General features: G+C 37.8%; 20 protein-coding genes. 11 read left to right on the top strand and 9 right to left on the bottom strand.

Annotated elements, in window-relative coordinates; genetic code table 11:
- Position 1 precedes the first annotated feature (1 nt).
- Complete coding sequence (locus FNN09_RS15650) at positions 2 to 2,188, bottom strand: radical SAM protein (RefSeq protein ID WP_143303316.1); 2,187 nt, start codon at positions 2,186 to 2,188, stop codon at positions 2 to 4.
- Between the two features lie 389 nt (positions 2,189 to 2,577).
- Here FNN09_RS15650 and FNN09_RS15645 point away from each other — a divergent pair, with 389 nt between their 5' ends.
- Complete coding sequence (locus FNN09_RS15645; protein WP_143303315.1) at positions 2,578 to 4,812, top strand: TonB-dependent siderophore receptor; 2,235 nt, start codon at positions 2,578 to 2,580, stop codon at positions 4,810 to 4,812.
- 106 nt (positions 4,813 to 4,918) lie between these two features.
- Here FNN09_RS15645 and FNN09_RS15640 read toward each other — a convergent pair whose 3' ends face one another.
- Positions 4,919 to 6,019, bottom strand: coding sequence for a phosphotransferase enzyme family protein (locus FNN09_RS15640; protein ID WP_143303314.1), 1,101 nt, complete (start codon positions 6,017 to 6,019; stop codon positions 4,919 to 4,921).
- Between the two features lie 113 nt (positions 6,020 to 6,132).
- Positions 6,133 to 7,260, bottom strand: coding sequence for an AI-2E family transporter (locus tag FNN09_RS15635; RefSeq protein ID WP_143303313.1), 1,128 nt, complete (start codon positions 7,258 to 7,260; stop codon positions 6,133 to 6,135).
- 257 nt (positions 7,261 to 7,517) lie between these two features.
- On the opposite strand from FNN09_RS15635, the gene FNN09_RS15630 reads away from it, so the two are divergent.
- The 7 genes from FNN09_RS15630 to FNN09_RS15600 all read left to right on the top strand — a co-directional run bounded on the left by FNN09_RS15630 (position 7,518) and on the right by FNN09_RS15600 (position 13,841).
- Positions 7,518 to 8,942, top strand: coding sequence for a hypothetical protein (locus FNN09_RS15630; RefSeq protein WP_143303312.1), 1,425 nt, complete (start codon positions 7,518 to 7,520; stop codon positions 8,940 to 8,942).
- The gene (locus tag FNN09_RS15625) at positions 8,942 to 9,943 is read left to right on the top strand and encodes an endonuclease/exonuclease/phosphatase family protein (RefSeq protein WP_143303311.1); all 1,002 of its coding nucleotides are present in this window, start codon (positions 8,942 to 8,944) and stop codon (positions 9,941 to 9,943) included. The genes FNN09_RS15630 and FNN09_RS15625 overlap by 1 nt, the downstream gene beginning before the upstream one ends.
- Positions 9,944 to 10,012: 69 nt before the next feature.
- The gene (locus FNN09_RS15620; RefSeq protein ID WP_143303310.1) at positions 10,013 to 10,588 is read left to right on the top strand and encodes an RNA polymerase sigma factor; all 576 of its coding nucleotides are present in this window, start codon (positions 10,013 to 10,015) and stop codon (positions 10,586 to 10,588) included.
- A gap of 81 nt (positions 10,589 to 10,669) precedes the next feature.
- Positions 10,670 to 11,026: a hypothetical protein gene (locus FNN09_RS15615; protein ID WP_143303309.1), complete on the top strand. Its 357-nt coding sequence runs from the start codon at positions 10,670 to 10,672 to the stop codon at positions 11,024 to 11,026.
- Complete coding sequence (locus FNN09_RS15610; protein WP_143303308.1) at positions 11,016 to 11,531, top strand: hypothetical protein; 516 nt, start codon at positions 11,016 to 11,018, stop codon at positions 11,529 to 11,531. Before FNN09_RS15615 ends, FNN09_RS15610 begins: the two co-directional genes overlap by 11 nt.
- 93 nt (positions 11,532 to 11,624) lie before the next feature.
- Positions 11,625 to 12,464, top strand: coding sequence for a Spy/CpxP family protein refolding chaperone (locus FNN09_RS15605; protein ID WP_143303307.1), 840 nt, complete (start codon positions 11,625 to 11,627; stop codon positions 12,462 to 12,464).
- 252 nt (positions 12,465 to 12,716) lie between these two features.
- The gene (locus FNN09_RS15600; RefSeq protein WP_143303306.1) at positions 12,717 to 13,841 is read left to right on the top strand and encodes a PLP-dependent cysteine synthase family protein; all 1,125 of its coding nucleotides are present in this window, start codon (positions 12,717 to 12,719) and stop codon (positions 13,839 to 13,841) included.
- A 135-nt stretch (positions 13,842 to 13,976) separates the two neighbouring features.
- On the opposite strand, the gene proC is transcribed toward FNN09_RS15600, so the two are convergent.
- Complete coding sequence (gene proC, locus FNN09_RS15595; protein ID WP_221932517.1) at positions 13,977 to 14,768, bottom strand: pyrroline-5-carboxylate reductase; 792 nt, start codon at positions 14,766 to 14,768, stop codon at positions 13,977 to 13,979.
- A 133-nt stretch (positions 14,769 to 14,901) separates the two neighbouring features.
- Positions 14,902 to 15,684 carry an EI24 domain-containing protein gene (locus FNN09_RS15590; protein ID WP_185969037.1) on the bottom strand — a complete coding sequence of 261 codons (783 nt, stop codon included), beginning with the start codon at positions 15,682 to 15,684 and terminating at the stop codon, positions 14,902 to 14,904.
- A 173-nt stretch (positions 15,685 to 15,857) separates the two neighbouring features.
- Between FNN09_RS15590 and purB the strand changes: the two genes are divergently transcribed.
- The 3 genes from purB to FNN09_RS15575 all read left to right on the top strand — a co-directional run bounded on the left by purB (position 15,858) and on the right by FNN09_RS15575 (position 20,245).
- A complete protein-coding gene (purB, locus tag FNN09_RS15585; RefSeq protein WP_255434141.1) occupies positions 15,858 to 17,210 on the top strand; it encodes an adenylosuccinate lyase in 1,353 nt (450 codons plus the stop codon).
- Between the two features lie 135 nt (positions 17,211 to 17,345).
- Complete coding sequence (locus FNN09_RS15580; protein ID WP_143303302.1) at positions 17,346 to 19,166, top strand: ABC transporter ATP-binding protein; 1,821 nt, start codon at positions 17,346 to 17,348, stop codon at positions 19,164 to 19,166.
- 422 nt (positions 19,167 to 19,588) lie between these two features.
- Entirely contained in the window at positions 19,589 to 20,245 is a 657-nt protein-coding gene (locus FNN09_RS15575; RefSeq protein ID WP_143303301.1) for a hypothetical protein, read from the top strand.
- A 101-nt stretch (positions 20,246 to 20,346) separates the two neighbouring features.
- Here FNN09_RS15575 and FNN09_RS15570 read toward each other — a convergent pair whose 3' ends face one another.
- The 4 genes from FNN09_RS15570 to FNN09_RS15555 form a co-directional block, all read right to left on the bottom strand.
- Positions 20,347 to 21,885, bottom strand: coding sequence for a SulP family inorganic anion transporter (locus FNN09_RS15570; protein WP_143303300.1), 1,539 nt, complete (start codon positions 21,883 to 21,885; stop codon positions 20,347 to 20,349).
- A gap of 339 nt (positions 21,886 to 22,224) precedes the next feature.
- Positions 22,225 to 23,286 carry a uroporphyrinogen decarboxylase family protein gene (locus tag FNN09_RS15565; RefSeq protein WP_143303299.1) on the bottom strand — a complete coding sequence of 354 codons (1,062 nt, stop codon included), beginning with the start codon at positions 23,284 to 23,286 and terminating at the stop codon, positions 22,225 to 22,227.
- 363 nt (positions 23,287 to 23,649) lie between these two features.
- Positions 23,650 to 24,417 carry a 23S rRNA (guanosine(2251)-2'-O)-methyltransferase RlmB gene (gene rlmB, locus FNN09_RS15560; protein WP_143303298.1) on the bottom strand — a complete coding sequence of 256 codons (768 nt, stop codon included), beginning with the start codon at positions 24,415 to 24,417 and terminating at the stop codon, positions 23,650 to 23,652.
- A 5-nt stretch (positions 24,418 to 24,422) separates the two neighbouring features.
- Entirely contained in the window at positions 24,423 to 26,372 is a 1,950-nt protein-coding gene (locus FNN09_RS15555) for an ABC-F family ATP-binding cassette domain-containing protein (RefSeq protein ID WP_143303297.1), read from the bottom strand.
- Positions 26,373 to 26,443 lie beyond the last annotated feature (71 nt).

Genomic DNA, 26,443 nt, shown 5'->3' with positions numbered 1-26,443 from the left:
ATTACAATACTAACAAACCAGCTTCTTTAAGCTGCGAAAAAGTGTAGCTATTTATAAACTTCGAGAAATCTCCCAATTGCTGTTTTTCATATTCATCCTGAAACTCATCCAAAGTTAAAAAGTGCTCATTTTCAATAGTCATTTTTTTCAGAATCGTATCCAACCACCGCCCCAAAGCAGGCTTCACTCTTATTATTACCTGAGACTTTACACTATTAAACTGAAGCTCTAGCATGCAGACTAGTTTCTTGCCTTTTCTTTTCTCATACTTAATTAAAGTCGGCAGCTTTGCCATAAACAGTAAACTGCTATTTCCTTTCAATACGGTCGATTCTGATAAAAGATCCTCAATATGGTGCTTGTCAATAGTGGTAGCAGGGAGTTTAAAGTCAAACCAAAAAGAAAGAGGATATTCAAAGCCTAAACCATGCATGTAGTTATAAACAGCCTTTTTTAAACCATCGCTAAATTTGTATTGCTTAGTTGTTTCTGAATCGGTAAATTCTAAATCATTATTCGCAAAATCTCCATCTAAACCACCCGTAATACTCACGCCATAATCCTTTGGATTTAAACCCACAGGACTATGAGCAGTTAAAGCAAACTGGTGCCAGAAACCTGAATTGACAATGCCCAACTCAAATAATTGCCTTACGACCTCCAGCGAATCCACTGTTTCTTGCATGGTTTGAGATGGAAAACCATACATGAGGTAGGCATGCACCATTATACCAGCACTACTCAGGTTGGCGGCCGTATTACTTACCTGCTCGATATCAACCCCTTTATTAATTAATTTTAAAACACGAGGAGATGCAACTTCTAAACCACCAGCAATAGCAATACAACCACTCAGTTTTAACAAATGACACAAATCTGGTGTAAAACTCTTTTCAAAACGGATGTTAGTCCACCAAACAATTGATAAGCGACGTCGAATAATTTCTATCGCTAATGCTTTTAATAGGGCTGGTGGTGCTGCCTCATCAACAAAGTGAAAACCATGCAAGCCAGTTTGATCGATAATGGATTCAATTCGATCAACAACTTTAGATATTTTTGCTGGCTCGTAGCGCTGAATATAATCAAGAGACCCATCGCAAAAAGTACACTTACCCCAATAACACCCGTGAGCCAAGGTTAATTTTACCCAACGACCATCTGACCACAAGCGAAACATAGGATTGGCCATTTCCAATACCGATAAGTATTTATCCCAATTGACGTCTGAATAATCTGGAACTCCCAAATCATCTTGCCTCACATCTTCTTCTTGAGCATTATCAATATACTCCACAGCATTATCCTTTTTCAGCAATGTGCGCTTTAGCCTATCAAGTGGTCGAGATCCATTAATAAACTCCCATAGACACTGTAGAGGCCTCTCCCCATCATCCAAGGTAAGAAAGTCACAATAATTGAATAAGCGAACATCTTTTAAGCTACGCAATTCCGTATTAACAAAGCCACCTCCCATGGACACAAAAACAGATGGGTAATGACATTTTATCCATTGGCCAATACGCAATGCGCCCAATAGGTTTCCAGGGAAAGGAATGGACAAGCAAAGTAGTTTTGACTGATGAATTTTCATTAAAGCAGACAATTCATCCACCAATAGTTTTTCAATGAATGAAAGTGGCTGCTTGAGTTTACTATCAATACCATCAAAACTCGATGCCGAACGCCCTAACCTTTCGGCATAGCGACTAAAACCAAAATCTTCGTCTACAGCTTCTATTATAAAGTCTGATAAATCCTCTAGGAAAAGTGTACAATAATGCTTGGCCTTATCCATCAAACCCATAGTTCCAAATGCGTCTTCGCCCTCAGACAGACTATTAAAGCGTGAAGCTTCAGGTAACAACATTCCATCACAAATACAATGTGCTTCAATCATGCTAGGGTGTTGCAAAAAGGCAACAACCCGATCAACACAATCAATGTACTCTTGCTTTAACTGATAAATACGTTTTGCATTTTCACTTAACTCATCCAAAGATGCTACCTCGTTAAACATCTGAAGAAGCACATTTTTTGAGAATAGTTTATTTATTACTTCAATCCCGATATCTGCTTGTGCGGATGAAACGTTAAGCGTATTAAAGAACCCTTTAAGATAGGCCGTAGCTGGGTAAGGCGTATTTAGCTGGGTAAATGGAGGGGTAACAAGTAAAATATTTGCCATCGACTAATTTTAACATACAAAAATACGCAATAAGTTAACACACAAGCCCCATTCCCAAGGCATTATTAAATTAATCCCACAAAAAACAGCAATTGAATATTTGAATAAGATGTACAACTCTTTTTTATAAAATATTGTAACTATTACAAAGACATACCGTAACACACCATGATTTCATAAACCAATGAAAATCAAAAAAGGGGATAGTAAAAACAAGAAGTGGGAATGATGCGAAAGAGATCTGTGCTGGCACACCTGAGCGTGTGTAAAAACGAGAGGATTGTAAGAACAAAGACTTCATTGAGCTTAAATCAAGCTAAAACAAATAAAACATTGGGAATGCTTTAGCGATCGCTAAAGGAAAGTAATTAATCTATCAAACTATATTTATGAATTGTAGAATCGGGATTGCTATGCTTATAGCAATAGTGTTTGGTGTGTCAAACGCAAACGCTCAGTCGGTGGATGGGGATACCATTGACTATTTTAACATGTCACTTGATGACTTAATGAACATTGAAATTGTGGCAGTTTCAAAGAAAGCCGAGAGCAGCTTTGATGCGCCACTTTCATCATCTATTATTACGAAAGAAGAAATTATTAATTCAGGAGCAACCACCATCGAAGAAGCATTTCGTTTGGTACCAGGCTTCATCGTACGCGAAGAGTCAAACGGCAACTACGACATTCACATACGTGGTAATGACAACTTGCCGTCAGGTAACTTCACTTTCTTTTCTGAAAATTCCATGTCACTGATTATGGTTGATGGCCGCAAGGTTTTTAACAATATGAATGGAGGAACTTTTTGGGAAGCACTACCAGTTAGCATCACAGATGTGGAGCGTATTGAAGTTATTCGTGGTGCTTCAACGGCACTCTATGGACCTAATGCTGTTAATGGAGTAGTCAACATCATCACAAAAAAGGCTGGCGATAAAACCATTAGTGTAGATGGTAATCTGCAATTCGGCAATGCATCTACAAAAATTGGCGATATTGCTATCAGCAATTCACTGGCTGACAACAAACTAAAAACTAGGGTTAGTGCTAACTTTGAACAGCGAGATCGTTTTACCGAAGACTATTACAACTGGACATCTGGACAATACGTTCCTTATACAGGACTAGTTGATTACGTAAACGGTAACCCAACGAATCCGAACGATCCAACTTTCTCTAACACCTCATTAGCCAAAGACAGATATGGCGTTAACGCTTGGATAGATTACCAAGCATCTAAAAAAGTAAATTTCAACTTATCTGCCGGTGTTCAAAATTCAACTGCTCAAACCGTGTTTATGGAAGGGTCAAAAACACCATTAACTACACGCGAGTCTGAATCAATGTATTTTAATACTATTTCAAACATTCACGATTTGAGCATTCAGGTTTCTGGTGCATTTGGCACACAGGATATATATACAGGAAGTGGAACTGCTTCAAAATACGATCATCAAAACATCGATATCGTTACGGAGTATGATTACACATATAAAAATTTAACGCTACGACCAGGAGTTAGCTATCAGCACATTGTGTACGATGATACCCCCTACGTTCCAGTTGACAAATCAGGATCTGGCTATTTAAATGGGGAATCGGTTCTATCCAATTTTGCTTACTTTCTACGCGGAGACTTTAAAGCCAGCGAAAAGCTGAGACTAATTGCTGCTGCCAGAATGGATCATTATAACAAACCAGACGACTCGTATTTTACATACCAATTAATTGGAACCTACAAACCCAACGAGGCAAATCTAATACGTGCTTCATTCTCTAAAGCTAACAGAGGCCCGGTAATGGTTGATTCATATGCCAATTACAGTGAAGGAAATACAAACCCAGGTTCTGCCTACCTTCAGTACTTAGGAAAAGACAACATGAAATTACCAACAAGTAATGTTTTTGAAATTGGCTACCGAGGACAGCTATCTAAAAAGGTTCAAATCGACATTGAGACATTCTACTCGATAACAAAAGATTTTCCAACATTTGAACCTACGGTAACAGCTCCATCTGCTGAGCAACCATACGTACATGTGATTTATCAATATGATAATGCTTCAGTTGAAGCCTATCAATTAGGTGCCACAGCTAATATTTTGTACCAGCCTAGTTCAAAAATATATTTCAAAGCATTCGCGACTGTTCAAAGCACCGAACTGAAAAATCTGCAAAAGAAAGTAACACCAATGCTACTAGTGCCAGATGATTCATTCCCTGGAGGGCCAATATTTGAAAACCCAGTATACGAAACTATTGATCAAAAGCACGAACAAACGCCAAGCTTTTATGGTGGTTTTATAGCCAACTATGTACCAACTAAAAAACTAACCGTATTTGCTAGCTTAAACTATTACTCAAGTCAGGTATATGAGCATGATTATGCACACTCACAGTACGACTATTTCAGCTCACAGCTTGATCCTAACTATACAGGAAGTGGAGTTGCTGACATAAAAGCCAACACTACTGTGAATGCAAAAGTGTCCTACAAAATTTACAAGGACAATTCAATCTTTGTCAATGCTCGTAATTTGTTTAATTCAAATAACCGACAGTTTGGCTTTGCCGATCAAATGGGAGGACTATACCTGGTAGGTTTAAATATTAATTTATAAAAAACTGTTTATTACAACACTATTATTCATTAACAGTTAAACGAAATACAAAAGCCGAATAAGAAAATCTTATTCGGCTTTTGTATTTGTTACTGCCTCTTATTTTTTAGTTCGCAGCATATTTTTTCACAATCGCTTCCATTTGGTCAAATTGCTCTTCCATGCTTTTTAACAATTTAATCTGAGCACGCGTACGCACTAAGTTGTGATCAGGAGCATTGACTTTATAGTAGTTATCTCCATCAATATAATCATCCAAGAAACGAACAGCTTGCTCATAAGTCAATAACTTAGCACCAAAAGCCAAAGTGTTAATTTCGGCAGGTGTTAATACCTCCTTTGTTTCTTCAAGAAAACCTTTGATAAACCCTTCGAATAATTCAATATTCATGCTTACATTATCAAGATCACGATCATCTTCAAGGCCTGTATTAGCACCATTACGTATTGCATCACCAATATCATAACAAACAAAACCTGGCATCACAGTATCTAAATCAATCACACACAAGATATCATCCTTCTCATCAAGCAAAACATTATTGAATTTAGTATCCTGATGCACAATGCGCTCTGGTATTATTCCTTCGCGACCCATTTGAACAACTTTTTTAAACTCCTCCGAACGCTCCATTAAGAAGTCAACCTCTTCTTGAACCGACTCCAATCTTCCAACCGGATTTTGCTTTACACGTTCAATAAAATTTAAAATACGCATTTCGGTGTTATGAAAATCGGGCAATACAGGATACAAAGGTTCGCCTGGCAAGTCAGCTAAACGACTTTGAAATTGACCAAAAGCTTTTCCGCCTACGTAGGCTTGATTGGCATTTGACAACTGATTATATGAACGTGCATTTTCAATAAACAAAAACATACGCCAGTAATTACCATCCTGATCAAGTACAAAACCACTTCCATCCAAAGTATCAATAGGAGTTAATACCTGACGCTCTAAATCACTTCCTGGAATGGCATTAAGTTTTTCACGCAAATGATCAGTAACTCGCTGAATGTTTTTTGTTAATTCAGGTACATTTTTAAAAATGTGATGATTAATTATTTGTAGTAAGTAATTAGCTTGATTATCCTCAGCGGTTTTTACCTTATAGGTTGTATTAATTAAGCCGTCACCAAAAATATTAGCCTCACTAAAAGTGCCTTCTATTTTAAATTGCCCAACAACATTTTCAATATTTATTGCCATAACTTTGTGTTTTAAAAATCTTTCACAAATTTATCATTTTGATTTTATATTCCTATTAAATAACATTTAAATACAGCTTTCTTCTTTCTTTTCCTTTCGATTAGTCTTTTTTATCAAATATCAACTTCTTCCGAATTTGACGATTCTTCTGAGTCATCAACACTCTCATGCAATACAAATCGTTTGTAATACGACGCTAGAACAGATGTAAAAGGCAAGGCAAGTAACATACCAATTATCCCCATTAAGCTTCCCCATATCGATAAAGCCAATAAGACGATAGCCGGGTTCATACCGTAAGCTTTTCCCATAATTCGTGGCACTAAAATTGTTTCTTGTATTAACTGAACTACAGCTAACACAACCAAAACTAAAAGAGCAACATGCCAAAAACTTTGTTGCGATTCCATAGCCTTCAGCAAGGCCAGCAACATAGCAGGTAAAATACCTACCAACTGAAGATATGGCACTATATTAAGGGCTCCAATAAATAAGCCTATTATAATTGCCATTGGCAAACCTATAATCTTAAAGCCTATTGCCAACAAAACACCAACTATCAATGCAATTAACCCTTGAGACCTAAAATACAAATCCATCGAATGCCCTAAATCATCTAATACTTCAGATGACATATCGCGGTATTGTACAGGTATAATCCCTAACCACAAACGCCCCATTTTACGAAAATCCATTAAAATAAATATGGTATACAAAACTACAACCAACACACCAACAAAACCACCCAACACGCGCATAGATCCTGAAAACAAATTCCAAAATCCTGGCAGGAGCTTTTTCATGGTTTCATATATGTTCTCTAAGTTCAAATATGAATCTAACTCAGTTTCACGAATCACTTCCTTTATAGATTTCTCTAACTCAAAAGGTAAGGCGCCCCTAACGTCAACCGAATTCATATACGCTCTAATCAACTGCACCATTCTATTCATCTCCTGTATAAATGTGGGTACCAAATACACTAATATCAGGGTAATAATAAAACCTACAAACAATACAGTAATTAATACAGAAGCACCTCTATGTTTAACATAGAGTTTGTGTTGTACAAAACTAACTACCGGATCTAATAAATAAGCAATAAAAACAGCTATTATAAACGGGCCTAAGACATTACGTAAAGTATGAACCAAATATAAAATAGCTCCAAACACAACAGCTGATAAAATCATTCGAACAACACGATCGAAGGTATATGGGCGAGATTGTGGGTTTTCCATAAAATATTTTTTTCGGCAAATTAGTAAAATTCGATATTTAATTGTTCGCAACAGGAAAATAAATAATAGTTTAGTTCGTTAATTACAGCAAGAGATTTACCAACTTTAAAGGTTAATTTTTGTGAAATTAGATGCTTCATTTGTAAAAAAATGTATTGATTTTTCGTCTAAGTTTCGTTACTTTGCAATCTAATTTACTTACAAAACGGCTAGATCTCTTGGCTCTGATTAGGTTTTTATTTAATTGAAAGTGTAGAATGAATTGGATTAATCGCTGCATATTATTAATTGCTTGCACTTTATCTCTACTGGCATGTGAACGAGAGTTCATGTACAGAGGAGGTGAAGAAGGTTTGTCCTTTTCAACAGACACCATAATGTTCGACACCATTTTTAGCTCGATAGGCTCAACAACCAAAAACTTTAGAGTATACAATCCCTACGATGAAGACATGTCGATTGAGTCAATTGAATTGGCTGGAGGCGATAATTCCGATTTCCGCTTAAACATTAATGGTTACTCAGAAAGTCAAGCGCAAGAAATACATGTAAGAGCCAAAGACAGTTTATATATTTTTGTTGAAGTAACTGTTGACCCTAGTGGTACTAACAAGCCTTTTGTTGTAACCGATTCCATATTTTTTAGAACCAAAGACAGGCAACAAACCGTTCAGTTAATTGCCTATGGTCAGGACGTTGTTCTAATGCGTAAGGAATGGTTAAAAAGTCAAACATTAACCAACGAAAAACCATATTTGATTTATGACTACATAGTGGTTGATTCGACCGAAACAGTCAACATCGATGCAGGGGCTAAATTATATTTTTACAAAGATGCCAGCATGTTGGTACTCGGCACTTTAAATGTTAATGGCAGTGCTGAAGAACCAGTTGTTTTCGCGGGGCACAGACAAGAGGAATGGTATCAAGACAAACCTGGCCAGTGGGGATACATTCATTTACTTCCCGGTTCTGGAGCGTCATCGTTTAACCACTGTATTATCAAAAACGGCATGATGGGAATACTGGCCGATTCAGTTGGATTAAAAGAAGAAACTGTTAAAATACAAAATACTAAAATAGAACACATCAGTACTTTTGGCCTCTTGGCTCAAACATCAAACATTAGTGTTAACAACAGTGTATTTGGCGATTGTGGCAATAGCTCAGTCGCACTTACTGTCGGAGGAAGCTATACCTTTTCGCATTGTACCTTTGCCAATTATTTTGATTGGACATTTAGGAGTAAACCTGCAGTTTTCCTAAATAACTACTACGTTGATAAAAATGACAAAGAACAAATCGTCCCGTTGAAAAAGGCAGATTTTAACAATTGTATTATATACGGCAGCGCCTATTCTGAGGTTGGATTCGATTTTAAATTCACTAATCCTGAAACACCTGAAATTGATGCTAATTACCTATTTAATAATGCCATAATAAAAGTCTCTGATGATTTTGACATTTCCGATCCATCCAAATTCATTAATGTGATTAAAAATGAAGATCCATCATTTATAAGTTATCAAGATTACAATTATCAGTTAGATACCTTATCTGTAGCTAAAGACATTGGCAGTTTCGAATTAGCAGAACCATTCCCTTTTGACCTACTAGGCAATAATCGCTTACAAGACGAAGGTCCTGACTTAGGTGCGTACGAACGACTTGAAAAAGAGTAATGAAACTTCTTTTTGCACTTTCTTTTTTAATCTATATTCCTTTATTAAAACCATGCTGTCAATCAAATAATGCTTACTCCGTATTATTTTACAATGTGGAAAACCTGTTTGATTGTCAAAACGATTCACTCACTAGAGATGAGGAGTTTTTGCCCGATGGAGAAAAGAATTGGACACCTTACAGGATGCACCAAAAGATTAAAGGCATCAGCAAAACAATACTAACATGTAACCAATGGGAAGCACCTGATTTAATAGGCCTCTGCGAAATTGAAAACGAATATGTACTAAAACAGCTAGTCTATCAAACAGGGTTAGCTAGCCTTAATTACCGATACGTTCATTTCGATTCTCCTGATAAAAGAGGCATTGACGTAGCTTTTCTCTACAGAAAAGGTCGATTTGATTTGATAGAATCCTCCCCTATTCATTTATCAAACAACAAACAGGGCTTTTTCACACGTGATGCTCTATATCTTAAAGGAATTATTGCCAAAGACACTATACATTTAATAATTAACCACTGGCCATCCAAGCGAGGTGGCAGTTTGGCATCTGAAGAAAAACGCAAAGCTGTGGCCCATCTAATCATCGCAAAAATAGACTCAATCAAACAAACAGAACACCAGCCCAAAATAATAGCCATGGGCGATTTTAACAATGAATACAACTCTCCTTCTCTCCAATTATTAATCAAGCAAGCTCAGCTCGAATCAAGTTCAAAACCAAATATAAAATTAACAGATAAAGTAGGCGGATCATACAAGTATAAAGGCGTATGGACATTAATTGATCACATAGTTATTTCAAAGCACTGGCTCGAAAATCAAGATAACGAATTCACTTATCAAGTATGCTCTTTACCTCATTTGCTTGAAAAGGATGCAACACACAGCGGATACAAACCCAAACGCACCTATGCAGGACCTCGTTACGTTGGTGGCATAAGCGACCATCTACCTATCTTACTAACAATTAGCCAATCAAAAACACATAATTAAATAAAAAACTTTCCGTTTTTCACAGGAACAAACTTTAAGTGTCGTCTATTAAGTTGAAGAGCAAGATAAATGATTAGCGAAAAAGAATTAATAGATAAAATTAATAATGGAGAGACAAGTGCTTATCGCCAATTGGTGGAGATGCATCACAAAAAAGTCATCCATATTTGCTTATCATTTGTCAACAACAGTCATGATGCTGAAGACATAGCCCAGGAAGTGTTTATTGAAATGTACCGTTCACTGCATGGATTTAGAAAAGAAGCATCTTTAAGCACCTGGCTATATCGCTTGTCGGTTAATAAGTCGCTCGATTACATAAGACAACAAAAGCGACTTAAAAGAGGAAGCGGTAAAGTTACCTCCATTGACCAGGCGAACATAGAACAATTGCAGGTAAGCAATAGTCAGTTGGCCAGTGATCAAATTGAAGAAAACGAGAGAATGCAATTGCTATACAGTGCAATTGACACCTTACCCAAAAGACAAAAAGAGGCCTTAATTCTTTCTCAAATAAAAGAACTAAGCCAGCAAGAAGTAGCAGATACTATGAACACAAGCATTGGCTCCATTGAATCATTACTAGTGAGAGCTAAACGCAAATTAAGGGATCTGCTACAAACTAAAAAAGAAACAGTTTTTTAACGCAGGAAAATATTTTAAACATCGTCAAACAAATTGAACAAAAGCCTGTTAAGATATATCCATCTGACAAAAACAATACAGATGAAAAAAGAAATAAAACACATAAGAGATATCGACCAATTGATTAAAGAATCAATGCCGATCAGTTACGAACCATCAAATGGCTTTGTTGACAAAGTGATGATGCAGGTTAACGAAATTGAAAATAACAAACCTCAATTGCGCTATTTAAAATTGACATTTCAGGTAGCAGCAGCAATTGCCCTATTAATATTCAGCACCAACGTATTTATACTGTTGTCATCTCAAACAAGTACAACAAATAACACAGAGTGGACAACAATGTATGAGTCGAACTCAAAAAGCAATTGGTATGAATATGATGACAGTAACACCTTTTTAGCCAACAATCAAACAAGTATACAAGATGAAGAATAATTGTAAATTATGCTGGATTATACTAGGACTCTTCCTACTTGGCAATATTGTTGTAGTTGGTGTATGGTTTCTGAATGACAATGGCAGAGAACGAAATAGGTCAAGAACCTCCAAAAGCCAAGGTAGTCAGAACCATAAAGAACGCATTCGCAAACACCTTATGGAAGATGCGGGTATTAACAACGATCAGTTTGAAGATATATACAAACTGATGAAAGTCCATTTCGAAGGCATGCACATAGCACAACAAGAAATTGACAGCTTACGCCATTTATTAATGGATCAAACGTTTAGCAATAATAATGACAGCATTGAAGTCAATAATATTCTTGACTTGATATCCCTGAAGCAAAGGGATATTGACCAGGCTAATTATTATCACTTTAAAAACGTTAGAGGCAAATGCAACACCGATGAGCAACGCCAAATGTTTGATAAGATGTTTCGCTCGCGTATGATGCCCTCTACAAAATCAAAACGCTTCAGAGGCAACAGACACAAATAAAATATTCATATTATTAATAATCTTTCACTTAGCAAATGCGCGCTTGCTAAATTGGGAAACGTATACCCTATTGTGAATAAAAAAAACAGAACAATGAAAAACAGATATTATTTAACAATGGCAGTACTATTGATAGCAACTATCAGTATAACAGCCCAAAGACATCAATCAAGGAATAAATACAACAACACAGACAAGTGCAGAACATCTGCCCCTTGGTTTGACAACATGAGTGACGAACAAAAGGAAACCTTAAAAGCCGAAAGGACTAATTACTTGATGGACATACAAGGCGACAAGAACAAGCTTGGTGAGTTATTTGCAAAAAAAACAACCCTTGAAACAAGTGAGCCCATTGATAACAAGGCCTTATCAAAAGTAATAGAAGAAATAAATAAAATAAAAACATCGCTTGATAAAAAACACGTTCGTCACCAACAGGCAATAAAAGCGCAGTTAAACGATGAGCAGGTACTTGCTTTCGACAACAAAATTAACAAGCGCAAGGGACACAAAGGAAACCAGGGAATGAAAGGTCAAGCACAACACCCGGGTATAAGACAAATGAAACGCAAAGGACAAGGCCAAAAAGGACAAGGCTACCATGGCGGCAGGGGAAATAACGAAAGAGCAATGCTTTCCGATGCGCTAAAAGAACAATTTAAAACAGCCCATTTTGAGCTGATGAAAGAACAACAGCCACTAAATAACCAACTAAATGAATTAAAAGCTCAGCTTAAAACACTCACAAGCGGAAAGTCTATTGATTTGAAAAAGGTTGATAAAAACATTGACCAACAAGCAGAATTAAAGCTAAAAATTGCAAAACTAAAAAATGAGCACCAGCAGGAATTGAGAAGCGAACTAAGCGATGAGCAAAAACTCATATTTGACAAACACAAAATAAACAAACATCACCAGCGTAGAATGTAATTCGGGAAACTTGTTGAATTAAAAGCACTCATCTTTAGTCGTTAACGATTAAAATGGGTGCTTTTTTTCTTTCGTCATCAATATCGGAGCGCACACATGCATATGTTTACATACTTATATATCAAGCACATATAACAAATCATAAGAATAAAATTAAAATTTATCGTAACCATGTCACCCTAATCCGCTGTATAAGTGTCTTAAAGGAGAGTTACAAATCAAAAGCATATACTCGATTAAAGCACTTACACCATGAATGAAAAGCAAAACAAGCGCATGCAAGGTTTATCAACCTTAATTGGCAACACGCCTCTTTTGGCCATTGAGTTTAAGTACAAGGGAAGCATCCGAAAAATATATGCAAAAGCTGAGTTTTTAAACTTAACAGGCAGCATTAAGGATCGTATGGCGTATCATATTTTAAATAAAGCCTACGAAAATGGCAATTTAAAAGAAGGTGATCGTATTATTGAAGCAACCAGTGGCAACACAGGTATTGCATTCTCTGGTGTTGGACGTGCCATGGGTCATCCCGTAACGATATTTATGCCTAACTGGATGAGCCAGGAGCGTAAAAACCTTATTAAGAGTTTTGGTGCTAACATTCGATTAGTAACTCCCGAGGAAGGCGGTTTTTTAGGAAGTATTGAAATGGCCAATCAATTGGCTGCTGATGGAGATGCCACTTTTTTACCTCGCCAGTTTTCGAATTATGACAATTGCGAAGCACATTATACAACTACAGGCCCTGAATTATATTGGCAATTAAAATTCAGAAACCTGCAACCCGATGCTTTTGTAGCAGGTGTAGGAACAGGTGGAACCGTAATGGGTGTTGGCAAATATCTACAAGAACAAGTACCCGGCATTAAGATTCACCCATTGGAACCGTCGAATTCACCAACAATGACCACTGGTTACAAAGTTGGTAAACATCGTATTCAGGGTATTTCTGATGAATTTATTCCATCGATTGTAAAATTAGGTGAGCTAGATGACATCATAAGTGTTGATGATGGCGACTCTATTATAATGGCACAAAAACTAAGTGCTGAATTAGGCTTAGGTGTTGGCATTTCAAGTGGAGCCAACTTTTTAGGCGCTCTGAAAATTCAAGAAGAGTTAGGCCCTGATGCAGTGGTAGTAACTATTTTTGCCGACGATAACAAAAAATACTTAAGTACTGACTTAATGAACGAAGAGCCTGTTAAAGACGATTTCTTATCAATGGGTGTTGAGTTAAGCAGTTATGCAGCTTACAAGAGAGTATGCCATACCTGTTGCGATCCTAAGGACTGCATGGAAGCATGCTACGAAGACGATAACAAGGAGGTTAAACTACCAGCATGCCCAAGAAGGGAACCAGTAATGAAATAGTTTTGTATTAGTTTGAGATAGTTTTGGTTTGAATAAGCCTCCCCATTTCTGAGGAGGCTTATTTTTTTGCTTTTATTCTGCTGAAGCATAGAATCTGTAATTGAATACACCACCATACAACTTGCTATTGCAGAATTATGATTCTGTCTCAAGAATTTTGTTATATCCGGCTACTACACCTTGAATCAATGATGAGCTAAAACCCTCGTGCTCCATTTTATTCAAAGACTTAATGGTTACACCCAAAGGTGTGGTCACCTTATCAATCTCCGGCTCAGGGTGCGACTCATTTTCAATAATTAACTTGGAAGCCCCTTTCATTATTTGTGCAGCCACATCTAATGATACTTTTGATGAAAAACCAATCTCTATCCCCCCTTGTGAAGCAGCTCTTAAAAAACGCAGAGCAAAAGCAATTCCGCAAGATGCCAAAACGGTTGCCGCTGGCATTTGAGCTTCCGGAATTACCATCGTTGAACCCAGTTGGTCAAAGATGTTCACCACTTCCTCTTTGTATGCTAGCCCTTTTTCGTTAAACGATAAAGCGGTCATAGATTCCTGAATGGCAATGGCCGTATTTGGCATGGCACGAATAACAGGCATATCACCCAAAATCTCCTCTAAATCAAATATTTTAATACCCGATATCACCGATATTACAACATGATTACCTGATGTAAGTGCATCCTTTACTTGGTTTAGCAAGCCACGAGCTACAGTAGGCTTAACAGCAATAATTACAATATCAGCACCACTAATAGCACTGTTATTATCTGTTGTAATATTAAAACCATCCTCGTCTTTCAGGTGCTGAATAAGCTCCAACTCAAGATTTGTAATCGTAATTTGATCTGGCATCATTAAGCCGCTTTTAACAAGCCCTTTTGCAATTGAAGACCCTAGGTTACCGCCTCCAAGAATTGCCATCTTTTTAGATATCATCCTTACTTTGTATAAATTGTGGTTAAAGAAACTAATTGATGCTACAAAGCTAGACAGGATAAATGATAAAGAAATCACTACAAATAGTGAATTATATCATTGATTCAGACGTTTTTTATCAGGTATTATCTTTATCAATACATGCACATGCGGCCATAGTTGCTGCTACTACCGAAACAATGGAAACAAATCCTGCAATCATCACGCCAACATAAGGAATCAATAGCACCAGCGAAAAAACAAATCCATTACCTATGGCAAGTCCCCTGTTACGCCTCATAAAATTGATACTCACATCTATTTTAAAACGACGACGCTCGAAGGTGTAATCCAAAAATGAAAATCCGTAAAAATAGGCTGATACAATAAACAATGCTAGGGGCGTGAGGTAGCCAATTAATGGCACAAAACTAAGTATAAACAGCCCCAGCGTAAAAAACAGCTCCATGCTCAAGTTCCGAATAGCCAATAGCATGCCCCTCACAACATCTTTAAAAAGCTGACTAAAACTAAAAGCCTGATCTTTACCGGTTAAAATACGCTCTGTAGCCTCAGAAAGAAATGCGAATACAGGTGACATTAAAATTAAAATAACATATCCTCCAATGTAGGCATAGATGATAAAAAACATAATGCGAAGCACCACCCATACAAAGCCTTTAATAAGTGTTACAACAAAGCCCGATCCCCAAAAATCCCACGAATCGATATTAACCCACTCACTAAGCGAAACAATTAATTCGTTACTAAGGGATGAAACAGAATAAAAGCCGGCCACAAATAAAACAACATTAAACAATACTGGGAATAGGAAATACCAGGCCAACTTATTTCTGAATATAAAAGAGGTGGATTGAGCATAGGTTTTAAGTCCCAATTGGAACCCTTGACGATTATTCATTGGCATTTCTGTGTTTATTTTCTGACTTTAGGCAAAATTCATTAATTGAACTACTGCAGTAAAGTACGCATGATGTAGTTTAAACGTTGAATTAAATACTAGATGCTTAAAACTAATCTTTTCGCTTAAAAATTACTACTTTTGCACTGCCAAAAAATCAAATTTTAAAAATGATGGATATTCAATTATTGACTGCCATATCTCCGATTGACGGAAGATATAGAAACAAAGTAGATGGACTAGCTTTGTATTTTTCGGAGTACGCTTTAATCCGCTATCGTGTCCTTGTTGAAATAGAGTATTTTATAGCTCTTTGTGAGCAGCCTTTACCACAATTGGCCAACTTTGACAAAGCACTTTATGAAGACCTACGCAAAGTTTATAAAAACTTTGAGTTGGAAGATGCTGACCGAATTAAAGAAATTGAGTCGGTAACCAACCATGATGTAAAAGCTGTTGAGTATTTTATTAAAGAAAAATTTGATGCACTTAAGCTGGAAGAGTACAAAGAGTTTATTCACTTTGGCTTAACATCACAAGATATTAACAACACAGCTGTACCTTATTCCTTACGCGATGCGGTGCACGATATTTATTACCCACTTTTAGAAGAGCTGATTCAAACCTTAAACAGACTTTCTGAAGAGTGGAAAGACATTCCAATGCTTGCGAAAACTCACGGACAGCCAGCCTCTCCAACCCGTTTAGGGAAAGAGATGAAGGTATTCGTTGAGCGCTTAAACAAGCAATTGGCCTTATTAAAGGGCATACCATGTTCAGCTAAGTTTGGTGGTGCAACCGGTAACTTTAATGCTCACAATGCTGCTTACCCATCAATCGACTGGGTTGACTTTGGCAATAACTTTGTGAACAACACACTAAAGTTAGATCGCGAACAAGTAACCACACAAATTTCTAACTACGATAACATGGCTGCTTCGTTTGATAACTTCAAGCGAATCAACGTTATCCTATTGGATTTATCTCGCGATTTCTGGACGTACATTATGATGGAGTACTTTAAGCAGAAGATTAAGAAGGGTGAAGTAGGATCAAGCGCCATGCCTCACAAAGTAAACCCAATTGATTTTGAAAATGCAGAAGGTAACCTGGGTGTTGCAAACGCTATTTTCTCACACTTGGCCGAGAAACTACCAGTATCTCGTTTACAACGCGACTTAACAGATTCAACAGTATTGCGTAACATTGGTGTACCTATTGCTCACTCTGTTATTTCTATCCGCTCATTGGCAAAAGGATTAGGTAAATTGCTATTGAACGAAAAAGCAATTGTAAGAGATTTGGAAGATAACTGGGCTGTTGTTGCTGAAGGTGTTCAAACCATCTTGCGTCGCGAGGGTTATCCAAATCCTTACGAAGCGCTAAAAGAGTTAACACGTACCAACGACGAAATTAATGCCAAAACAATGGCTGCTTTTATTGAAACACTAAACGTTTCAGAAGAAGTAAAAGAAGAGATGAGAGCCTTAACTCCGCACTCATACACGGGCGTTTTTAAGATATAATAACACAAGTCCTATTTGTGATTCGGGCAGTAAAAGCATACTTTTACTGCCCGTTTTGTATTCAAGCAAAACGATTGGTCATACGTGTAAGCAAGCAGATAACTGTCGTATTACACACAACACAAAAACTCACGAATGAAAGATTTTTTCAAGGTATTACGCATCTATCTCCCCCCTTATAAAACCAAACTTGTATTAACTTTTCTATTCAACTTATTAGGAGCATTGTTTATTGTCTTTTCAATGGCAGCAATGATTCCCATGTTGCAAGTTATATTGGAAGATGACAAAGAAGTAACCAGCTTAATGGCGTGGGCTTTCGATAAAGACACCATATTTAATAACATCTATTACTACATCACTCTTGTAAAGCAGCAATACGGGCCCGGAGCAACTTTACTTTATCTTGGTTTCTTTGGCATAGTTGCCACCATGCTTAAAACAGGATTTGCATACTTAGCCTCCTACACCATGGTTGGCATTCGCAATGGTGTTACACGCGACATACGTACAACCATTTACAATAAAATGATTGAGCTACCATTGGGCTTTTACAGTAACGAACGTAAAGGCGATATGATGGCACGCTCCACTGCCGATGTTCAGGAAGTTGAGGCTTCAGTTATGTCATCGCTCGATATGTTTTTAAAGAATCCAATCATTATAATCGTTGTATTATCGTCGATGTTTGTGGTTAGTTTTGAACTCACCCTATTTGTTTTAGTTGTGTTACCAATAGCTGGTTTCATCATCGGTAGAATTGGCAAAAGCTTAAAAAAGACATCGCGCGAGGGGCAAACCAAACTAGGGCATATCCTGGGCATTATTGAAGAATCTTTATCAGGCCTTAGAATAATTAAAGCCTTTAATGCTGAGAAACGCATGGACAATCGCTTCAACAACGAAGTAGAAAGCTACCGCCGCACAATGAATAAGCTGCAAAGGCGAAGACACCTTGCCCACCCAACCAGTGAGTTTTTAGGAACCATCGTATTTGTAATTATCGTTTGGTATGGTGGCTCTCTTATTCTGAATAAAGATAGCTCGCTTGATATGGCGACATTCCTGATGTATCTGGGTATGTTCTACCAAATTATCAACCCGGCAAAAGCATTTTCCCAAGCAGCCTACAGCATACAAAAAGGTATGGCAGCTTACGAACGCATCGATGAAGTATTAAGTGCCAATCTGGACATTAAGGAACACGATGGCTCGCAAGCAATGAAAACCTTTAATAACAAGGTTGAGTACCGCAACATTAGCTTTGCTTACGAGGATAAAAAGGTATTAAACAATGTGAGCCTGACCATTCCGCAAGGTAAAACCATAGCACTGGTAGGTCAATCAGGTAGTGGAAAAACAACTTTTGTTGACCTCCTACCCCGTTTTTACGATGTTCAAGAGGGTGGCATTTACATTGATGATGTGAATATTAAAGACCTTAAACTATACGATTTACGTGAGTTAATGGGTAATGTTAATCAGGAAGCCATTCTATTTAACGATACCATATACAACAACATTACTTTTGGTGTGGATAATGCCACTGAAGAAGAGGTATTACATGCTGCTAAAGTAGCCAATGCACATGACTTTATTACAGCTACCGAAGATGGTTATCAAACCGCCATTGGTGACCGAGGCAGTAAGCTTTCGGGTGGTCAGCGTCAACGCTTAAGCATTGCTCGAGCCATTCTTAAAAACCCTCCAATATTAATATTAGATGAAGCTACATCGGCCTTGGATACCGAATCGGAGCGATTGGTGCAGGATGCTTTAGAAAACCTAATGAAAAACCGCACCTCCCTTGTTATTGCTCACCGCTTATCAACGGTGCGTAATGCCGATATGATTTGCGTGTTTAACGAAGGTGAAATTGTAGAAACAGGTACACACGATGAGCTAGTGGCTAAAAATGGTATTTACAACAAATTACACTCGATGCAAATGAGTTAGATATCTACTTAACAGGCATCGCAATACTTATCATAAATCAAGACTCGTATTATTTCATACGGGTCTTTTTATTTTGTCATGAATAACAAACCGATTTGTCACAGGTGTAAAATCAATTTGTAACAGGTCACTTTTCATTTTATCACCTGTGATAAATCCACTTTTCACAGTTGACAAAACACAAATACACACCCAACATCACACTACGCTAATAATAAGAACATTAGAGATACTTGTCCCAATTAACTTTTGCACTTCTATAAGCAAAGTGCTAATCGGGTTAATCCTGTATTTACCATCGCCCAATCTACATTATAGTTAAATACAATAATATCATCGACCATATGCTTTACAATTTTTAACATCAATTTTGTAACATTTCGGCATCGAATTACATAAATAGTAATCAAAAGCTTGTTCGTATGGTGTTGAAAGATTGGGTTGGATTAGTAACAGGTATCGTTATTTCATCGATAGTAACTGCACAAAATACTGTTGGCAGTAAAGTTAAAAGGTATAATAAAATTGGAAGCTTAAAGGTTGATACCACGTTCAACGCAGAGTATCTTAATGACTTTATGATTCCGTATCAGGAATTTGCCGATTTACACAACTGCCGCATCAAAATAAAAAACAAAAAGCTTAAAACCACCATGGCAGCTCGCCCTCATTTTCTGTCCCTACTAATGGGTAAGAAAAATAGGCGCTACGTAATTTTGGTTAATAAAAACGAAACGTTTAAAGGTGTACATTTAAAAGATGTACCTACAGAAGCCAGAGTAGGTTTATTTGCACATGAGCTGATGCACATACGCGACTACGAGAGTAGACGCATGACCGGTGTAATGGAACGCGGCTTTCAGTATTTATCGTATAAGGGTAAGAAGAAAGTTGAGCATTACACCGATAGTTTAACCATAGCAGCAGGCTTTGGCCACCAGCTATACCACTGGGCATCGTATGTTTTACACGATTCAGATGCTTGCGAAGAATACAAAAGCTTTAAATCGGATGTTTACATGACACCAGTTACCATCTTGTCGCAAATGGAACAAACCCCCAATAGACCGCGACCATAACATTGCCTTAGTCATCTATTAGATATAAATGCCAAAAGAGCTAGTGAAGAATTATTCCACTAGCTCTTTTTGTGTGCTATTATTTGAAATAGTGATGATGCCTAAGCATCGTAAACCACCATAAACTTACGTTTATCAGGATTAATGGAGATATCAATTTTAGCAGTCGCCAAAATGTCTCTACAACCTTGTGATAAATTAACAAAGGCAATTTGTTTATTTAACTCCTGATACTTATCATTCAGCTTACGAATTGCCTCAATACCACTTTGATCAACTACACGGCTACTTTCAAAGTCAACGATGATTTTATCCTCATCCTCCTTAGGGTTAAATAATTCAGCAAATGTTGCTGTTGAGCCAAAGAAAAGAGGACCATGAATATCATAGTGCTTAACGCCATTCTCATCGGTGCGAATACGGGCATGAATACCAATAGCGTGATCCCAGGCAAACGAAAGAGCTGATAAAACAACTCCAATTGCCACAGCCAATGCCAGGTTGTGAAAAACAACAGTTACCACAGCAACAATAACCATAATAAGGAAATCAGCCAGCGGCGTTTTCTTAAAATTCTTAATACTCGACCATTCAAACGTACCATATGCCACCATAAACATCACACCAATTAAGGCTGCAACAGGTATTTGCTCAATAACAGGAGATAAAAACATGATGAAAGCCAACAAGGTAAGCGCAGCTACCAAACCAGACAAACGACCACGAGCACCAGAGTTAATGTTAATCATACTCTGACCAATCATGGCACAACCGCCCATACTACCAAACACACCCGAAATACAGTTAGCAACACCCTGGGCCATACTCTCACGGTTGCCACTTCCTCGTGTATCGGTACGCTCATCAATAATAGTCAAGGTTAAAAGACTCTCGATTAGCCCTACTCCTGCCACACTTAAAGCAGGCAAAAAGATAATTTTCAATGTAGCCATGCTAAACAAATCAGCCGGATAGTCGGTAAATATAGACGGTAATCCTCCTTGCATTGATTTACCTTTCAAAAGATTCATAACCGTGGGTGTATCAACACTTGGCAGAAAGGAAATAGCTGCAACAACAAGTATAGCTACCAATGCGGAAGGAATAGCTTTGGTAAAACGAGGCAAAAATACCATGATGCCAATAGTTAGGGCAACCAAGCCTGACAAAACATAAAGCTGTGATCCATTATAATAAGCAAATACGCCACTGGCCTCGCTACCAAACATTGGAAACTGAGATGCGAAGATAACAATGGCTAAACCATTAACGAATCCAAGCATTACTGAATGAGGTACTAAACGAATGAACTTACCAAGGCGCAAGGCACCTACAGCCAATTGCATAATACCACCTAAAATTATTGTTGGATATAAATAAGCCTCACCATACTCATGTACGGTAGCTGCAACTACAACAGCAATGGCTCCGGTAGCACCAGATATCATTCCAGGACGACCACCCAATAGGGAAGTAAAGAAGCCCATGATACAAGCGGCATAAAGCCCAATAAGCGGATCGACACCTGCTATAAAAGAGAAAGCAATCGCTTCAGGAACAAGAGCAATGGCCACAGTAATACCGGAAAGTAATTCATTTTTAAGGCTAGAACCTTGTGTTAGTTCTTTAAGAAACACCATGTATTATTATTTTAAAAATTATACAACACCAACGTACAAGCACAAAGGGTTGCACATATAAATTGAATATTAAAAGGGATTTAATCGCCATTCGGCGATCGTTAAGGATTTTAAATTAGCGGGCGCAAAGATAAACATTCTCTTGTTAATACCGATATCGAATCAAAACGATTGATAAAAAATCAATCTGTGATTCTGTTTCGGCATTAACCTATGTAATAAGCAAAATGCTTTATCAATCATTTTGTTATACATTTGGTATAACAAGGAAATTCCAAGACATAAAAAAACCTTGCTTATTAAATAAGCAAGGTTCGTTGTAATGCGATTGTTCAATGACTAATATTTCCATTCTTTGGCAGCTTCATACATAGCTACCACATTTTCAACAGGTGTTTCAACTTTTAACTTGTGCGATGGTCCTAATATAAATCCTCCTTTAGGCGCCATCGAATCAAGCAATTGCTTTACACCATCTTTTACCTGTTGTGGGGTTCCTTGCCTAAGCAATAACTCTTCGTCAAGAGCACCACTAAATGTAATGTAATTACCAAAATCCTCTTTCAAACCGTTGGGTTCCATACCGTCGGCTCGGGTTTGAATAGGGTCAAGCACATCAGCTCCCAAACTGATAAACTCAGGCAATAACTTACGAACACCTCCACACGAGTGCATATAAAATTTCACTCCTTGTGATTTTGGCACACTTGTGAAAGCATCAATGGTTGGCTTACAATACTGCTCCCAGATATCGTTACTTATAGCCAAACCAGACTGACTACCGAAGTCGTCAGCAATTCTGATAAAATCAACACCACCATTGGCGTTGTCGAAAAACTTTTGAATAAAATCGAGATAGAATGTTCTTACTTTGTTTACTAAAGCATCGAAGAATTTTGGGTGATACAGCATCACATCCAAGAAGGCTTCGCGCCCTAATAAACGCTGAATAATACGAAACAAACCCGGCGATGAGTAGCCAGGAGCAGTCATAACAGCGTAATCCTTATACTTCTCAATCTTGTTTGGTAGCGATTCAAAATCGAATAAATTAGTTGTAGGCCACTCAAAATCGTCCAATGCGGTTGGTTCTGTTAATCCTTCCAAAGGAAAATTTGTGGCCTCCCAATACTCAAAGTCCCCATTTTTCACTCTTGAATAACCAACTCCCCATATATCGGTCTTTGTCAGACCATCATCCCCAATTAGATTCTTACCTACATAATCTGGTTCCACCCAACGAAAGTCGACATCCAGATATTCCAATAACTCATCACGATTCTGAAATCCCAGGTGTTTCATCAACTTAACACCAAATTCGGGTACGTCCCAATAAAAAAATGGCACTCTATCCGGTTGTTCGTGGTTCAGTGCCTTTAGGACTCTTTCCTTATGAATCATAAGCGTTGCTTTTGATTAAAAAATATGATTTTCGTCATCGCAAAACTCACCGAATTTAGAAAAGATATGACAAAAATCAAATTTTTCGGGATGAAACGATGTTTTTACCTGACGAAAAACAACCTGAATATTTGACACTTAACCAGTGTTTACAGTTAACACAAGGCAAAATGAAAAAAAATTAACTTCTTTTAAGGCTAATAGATTATGTTCTACAAAAAAGACAAACATAGACTCAAGCGCTCGCTCTTACCTCAGTGAACATAAAAAGAAGGCTGCTTGCACATGGTACAAACAGCCTATATATTTACAACAAAACAACTGCACATACAGCTATTTTTATTCACATAAACAAGTGAACTTCTAATTCATTCGAACTTTTACAATCTCATACATTAAAATGCCTGCAGCAACAGATACATTTAACGATTCGATCTCTCCCATAATTGGAATCTTGCTTTTTATTTCGGCAGCAGCTAATATTTTAGGATTAACACCCTTATCCTCAGCCCCCATTACCAAAGCAATTGGACCACGATAATTAGCCTTATCATAATCAACAGCTCCCTTTTCTGTTGCAGCTACTATTTTAATTCCACTCATTTGTAAAAATTCAATGGTAGATATTAGACTACGCACCCTACAAACAGGAATGGTATGCAGAGCTCCTGCCGATGTTTTCATGGCATCAGAGGTAACAGCGGCGGCTCCTGTATCAGGAATAATAATCGCATCAACGCCGGCACATTCAGCTGTACGAGCAATGGCACCAAAGTTACGCACATCGGTAATATGATCTAATACCAATATAAACGGTTCTTTCCCATCTTCAAATAGTGTAGGAATCAATTGCTCAGCATCCTGATAAGTTACCGGTGAAATCATGGCAATAACGCCTTGGTGGTTCTGACGTGTTACCCGGTTTAACTTTTCTATCGGCACAAATTGAAACGGAACATTATGCTCACGAACCAAATCTAAGAAGTTCTGAAAAAGCGGTCCTTGCAGGCCTTTCTTAATCATTACTTTTTCAATTTCTTTACCCGCATTAATTGCCTCTTGAACGGCACGAATACCGAATACCATTTGTTGGTCCTTTTGCGCCTTTTGATCGTTTTCTTCCTTTGCCATACTATTTAGTCTAAATCCGTTTTTTGTTGCTGTAATTCTTCTAAGGTTTCCTGTGCACTCTCCCACAACTCCATCTCTTTCTCTAGTGCGTTTTCTGTTTCCTTATATTGCGCGAATAAACTTCCGTCGGAAGCGTTTTCGGGTAAGCTTATTTTTTCATTCAAGTCTTCTATGGTTTGCTCCAGCGAGGCAATATTCTTTTCACAACTCTCAACTTCGCGTTCTGCCTTTTTTACTTTTTTACTAAGCTCTTTTCGTTCTGCGTAAGATAGCTTGGCGCTTGAATCTTCTTTCTTTACTGATTCGTTCTTTTTCGCAGCAATATTAGCATTAAGCTCGTTAAGGCTATCCATCTTTTTCTTTTCTAGAAAACTATAGATACCTCCCAAATGCTCTTTTATTTTACGATGTCTAAACTCATACACCTTATCCACCAAACCATCGAGAAATTCACGATCGTGAGAAACCAATATGACAGTACCGTCAAAATCGCGCAATGCCTGTTTTAAGATGTCTTTAGAGCGCATATCCAAATGGTTCGTTGGCTCATCCAGTATTAATAAATTAACAGGTTCGAGCAACAACTTAACCATGGCCAAGCGCGTACGCTCACCTCCAGATAAAACCGACACCTTTTTATCCACTTCCTCGCCCGAAAACATAAATGCTCCTAGCAAATCCCTTACTTTGGTGCGAATATCGCCAACAGCAACCAAGTCAATGGTCTCAAAAACAGTATGACTCTCATCCAATCGTTCAGCCTGATCCTGGGCAAAATAGCCAATCTTCACATTATGCCCTAAATCGAGTTTACCCTGATGCACCAGCTCACTCATAATAATACGAGCCATGGTGGTTTTTCCTTCACCATTACGCCCAACAAAAGCTATCTTCTCTCCTCGTTCAATGGTAATATCCACCTCATCAAGCACCAGTAAATCGCCATAGGCTTTGCTTACTCCATCGCCCTTAACAACAACGGTTCCCGACCTTGGTGCTGGGGGGAATTTTATATTCAAGGCCGAATTATCAAACTCGTCAACTTCAATACGATCCAGCTTCTCCAATTGCTTTATGCGCGATTGAACCTGAACCGATTTGGTGGCTTTATAACGAAAGCGTTCGATGAACTTCTCGGTATCTTCTATCTTTTTCTTTTGGTTGGTAAAAGCATTTAATTGCTGTTCCCTTCGCTCCTGACGCAGCTCAATAAACTTCGAATAGCTGGCTTTATAATCATATATCCTTCCTAAGGATATCTCAACACTACGCTTGGTTATATTATCTAAAAACGCTTTATCGTGAGAAATTAATACCACGGCACCGCTGTAGGTCTTTAAAAAATCCTCCAACCATTGAATCGAATCAATATCTAAGTGATTAGTTGGCTCATCCAGTAGAAATATATCGGGCTGCTCCAGCAATATCTTAGCCAACTCAATACGCATGCGCCATCCTCCACTAAACTCGCCTGTATTGCGCGTAAAGTCACTTCTTTCGAAACCCAACCCTTTTAAGGTGGTTTCAATTAAAGCCTCGTGGTTAGCGCCTCCCAACAAATTAAAACGATCGTTCTTTTCATTCAGCTTATCGAGCAAAGCCATATACGATTCCGACTCGTAGTCGCTACGTTCGGCAATTTCAACATTAATATCAGCTATTTGTTGCTCAAGACCTTTCAGCTCTGAAAATGCCAACTCTACTTCTTCAACAACACTGCGGGTATCGTTATATTTCATGTGCTGAGGCAAATACCCCACCTTAACACCCTTGGGCATGGTAACCATTCCACTGGTTGGCTCTTGATAACCAGCGATTATTTTTAAAAGAGTAGATTTTCCAGCTCCATTTTTACCAATCAATCCAATTCGATCTTTATTGTTGATCAAAAAAGAAATCTCTTCGAAAAGCTTAAAGCCACCGAAATCTACTGTTAACTGATTAATTGAAACCATGCATTAAAATTTGTGCAAAGATAGCATAAAAAAGCTGATAGCTTGAGCCATCAGCTTACTACAAATGTTGT

Source organism: Carboxylicivirga sp. M1479 (assembly GCF_007097485.1).
Taxonomy (GTDB): domain Bacteria; phylum Bacteroidota; class Bacteroidia; order Bacteroidales; family Marinilabiliaceae; genus Carboxylicivirga.
Note: the sequence above shows the minus strand (reverse complement) of the source record. Positions and strands in the feature narration are given on the sequence as shown.

What these genes read in the sequence shown, in the direction of transcription:
- purB (WP_255434141.1), top strand. Translation starts at nt 15,858, where the DNA reads ATGGATATTCAATTATTGACTGCCATATCTCCGATTGACGGAAGATAT.
- FNN09_RS15645 (WP_143303315.1), top strand. Translation starts at nt 2,578, where the DNA reads ATGAATTGTAGAATCGGGATTGCTATGCTTATAGCAATAGTGTTTGGT.
- FNN09_RS15615 (WP_143303309.1), top strand. Translation starts at nt 10,670, where the DNA reads ATGAAAAAAGAAATAAAACACATAAGAGATATCGACCAATTGATTAAA.
- FNN09_RS15620 (WP_143303310.1), top strand. Translation starts at nt 10,013, where the DNA reads ATGATTAGCGAAAAAGAATTAATAGATAAAATTAATAATGGAGAGACA.
- FNN09_RS15635 (WP_143303313.1), bottom strand. Translation starts at nt 7,260, where the DNA reads ATGGAAAACCCACAATCTCGCCCATATACCTTCGATCGTGTTGTTCGA.
- FNN09_RS15640 (WP_143303314.1), bottom strand. Translation starts at nt 6,019, where the DNA reads ATGGCAATAAATATTGAAAATGTTGTTGGGCAATTTAAAATAGAAGGC.
- rlmB (WP_143303298.1), bottom strand. Translation starts at nt 24,417, where the DNA reads ATGGCAAAGGAAGAAAACGATCAAAAGGCGCAAAAGGACCAACAAATG.
- FNN09_RS15590 (WP_185969037.1), bottom strand. Translation starts at nt 15,684, where the DNA reads ATGAATAATCGTCAAGGGTTCCAATTGGGACTTAAAACCTATGCTCAA.
- FNN09_RS15600 (WP_143303306.1), top strand. Translation starts at nt 12,717, where the DNA reads ATGAATGAAAAGCAAAACAAGCGCATGCAAGGTTTATCAACCTTAATT.
- FNN09_RS15555 (WP_143303297.1), bottom strand. Translation starts at nt 26,372, where the DNA reads ATGGTTTCAATTAATCAGTTAACAGTAGATTTCGGTGGCTTTAAGCTT.
- FNN09_RS15625 (WP_143303311.1), top strand. Translation starts at nt 8,942, where the DNA reads ATGAAACTTCTTTTTGCACTTTCTTTTTTAATCTATATTCCTTTATTA.
- FNN09_RS15605 (WP_143303307.1), top strand. Translation starts at nt 11,625, where the DNA reads ATGAAAAACAGATATTATTTAACAATGGCAGTACTATTGATAGCAACT.
- proC (WP_221932517.1), bottom strand. Translation starts at nt 14,768, where the DNA reads ATGGCAATTCTTGGAGGCGGTAACCTAGGGTCTTCAATTGCAAAAGGG.
- FNN09_RS15570 (WP_143303300.1), bottom strand. Translation starts at nt 21,885, where the DNA reads ATGGTGTTTCTTAAAGAACTAACACAAGGTTCTAGCCTTAAAAATGAA.
- FNN09_RS15575 (WP_143303301.1), top strand. Translation starts at nt 19,589, where the DNA reads ATGGTGTTGAAAGATTGGGTTGGATTAGTAACAGGTATCGTTATTTCA.
- FNN09_RS15565 (WP_143303299.1), bottom strand. Translation starts at nt 23,286, where the DNA reads ATGATTCATAAGGAAAGAGTCCTAAAGGCACTGAACCACGAACAACCG.
- FNN09_RS15650 (WP_143303316.1), bottom strand. Translation starts at nt 2,188, where the DNA reads ATGGCAAATATTTTACTTGTTACCCCTCCATTTACCCAGCTAAATACG.
- FNN09_RS15630 (WP_143303312.1), top strand. Translation starts at nt 7,518, where the DNA reads ATGAATTGGATTAATCGCTGCATATTATTAATTGCTTGCACTTTATCT.
- FNN09_RS15580 (WP_143303302.1), top strand. Translation starts at nt 17,346, where the DNA reads ATGAAAGATTTTTTCAAGGTATTACGCATCTATCTCCCCCCTTATAAA.
- FNN09_RS15610 (WP_143303308.1), top strand. Translation starts at nt 11,016, where the DNA reads ATGAAGAATAATTGTAAATTATGCTGGATTATACTAGGACTCTTCCTA.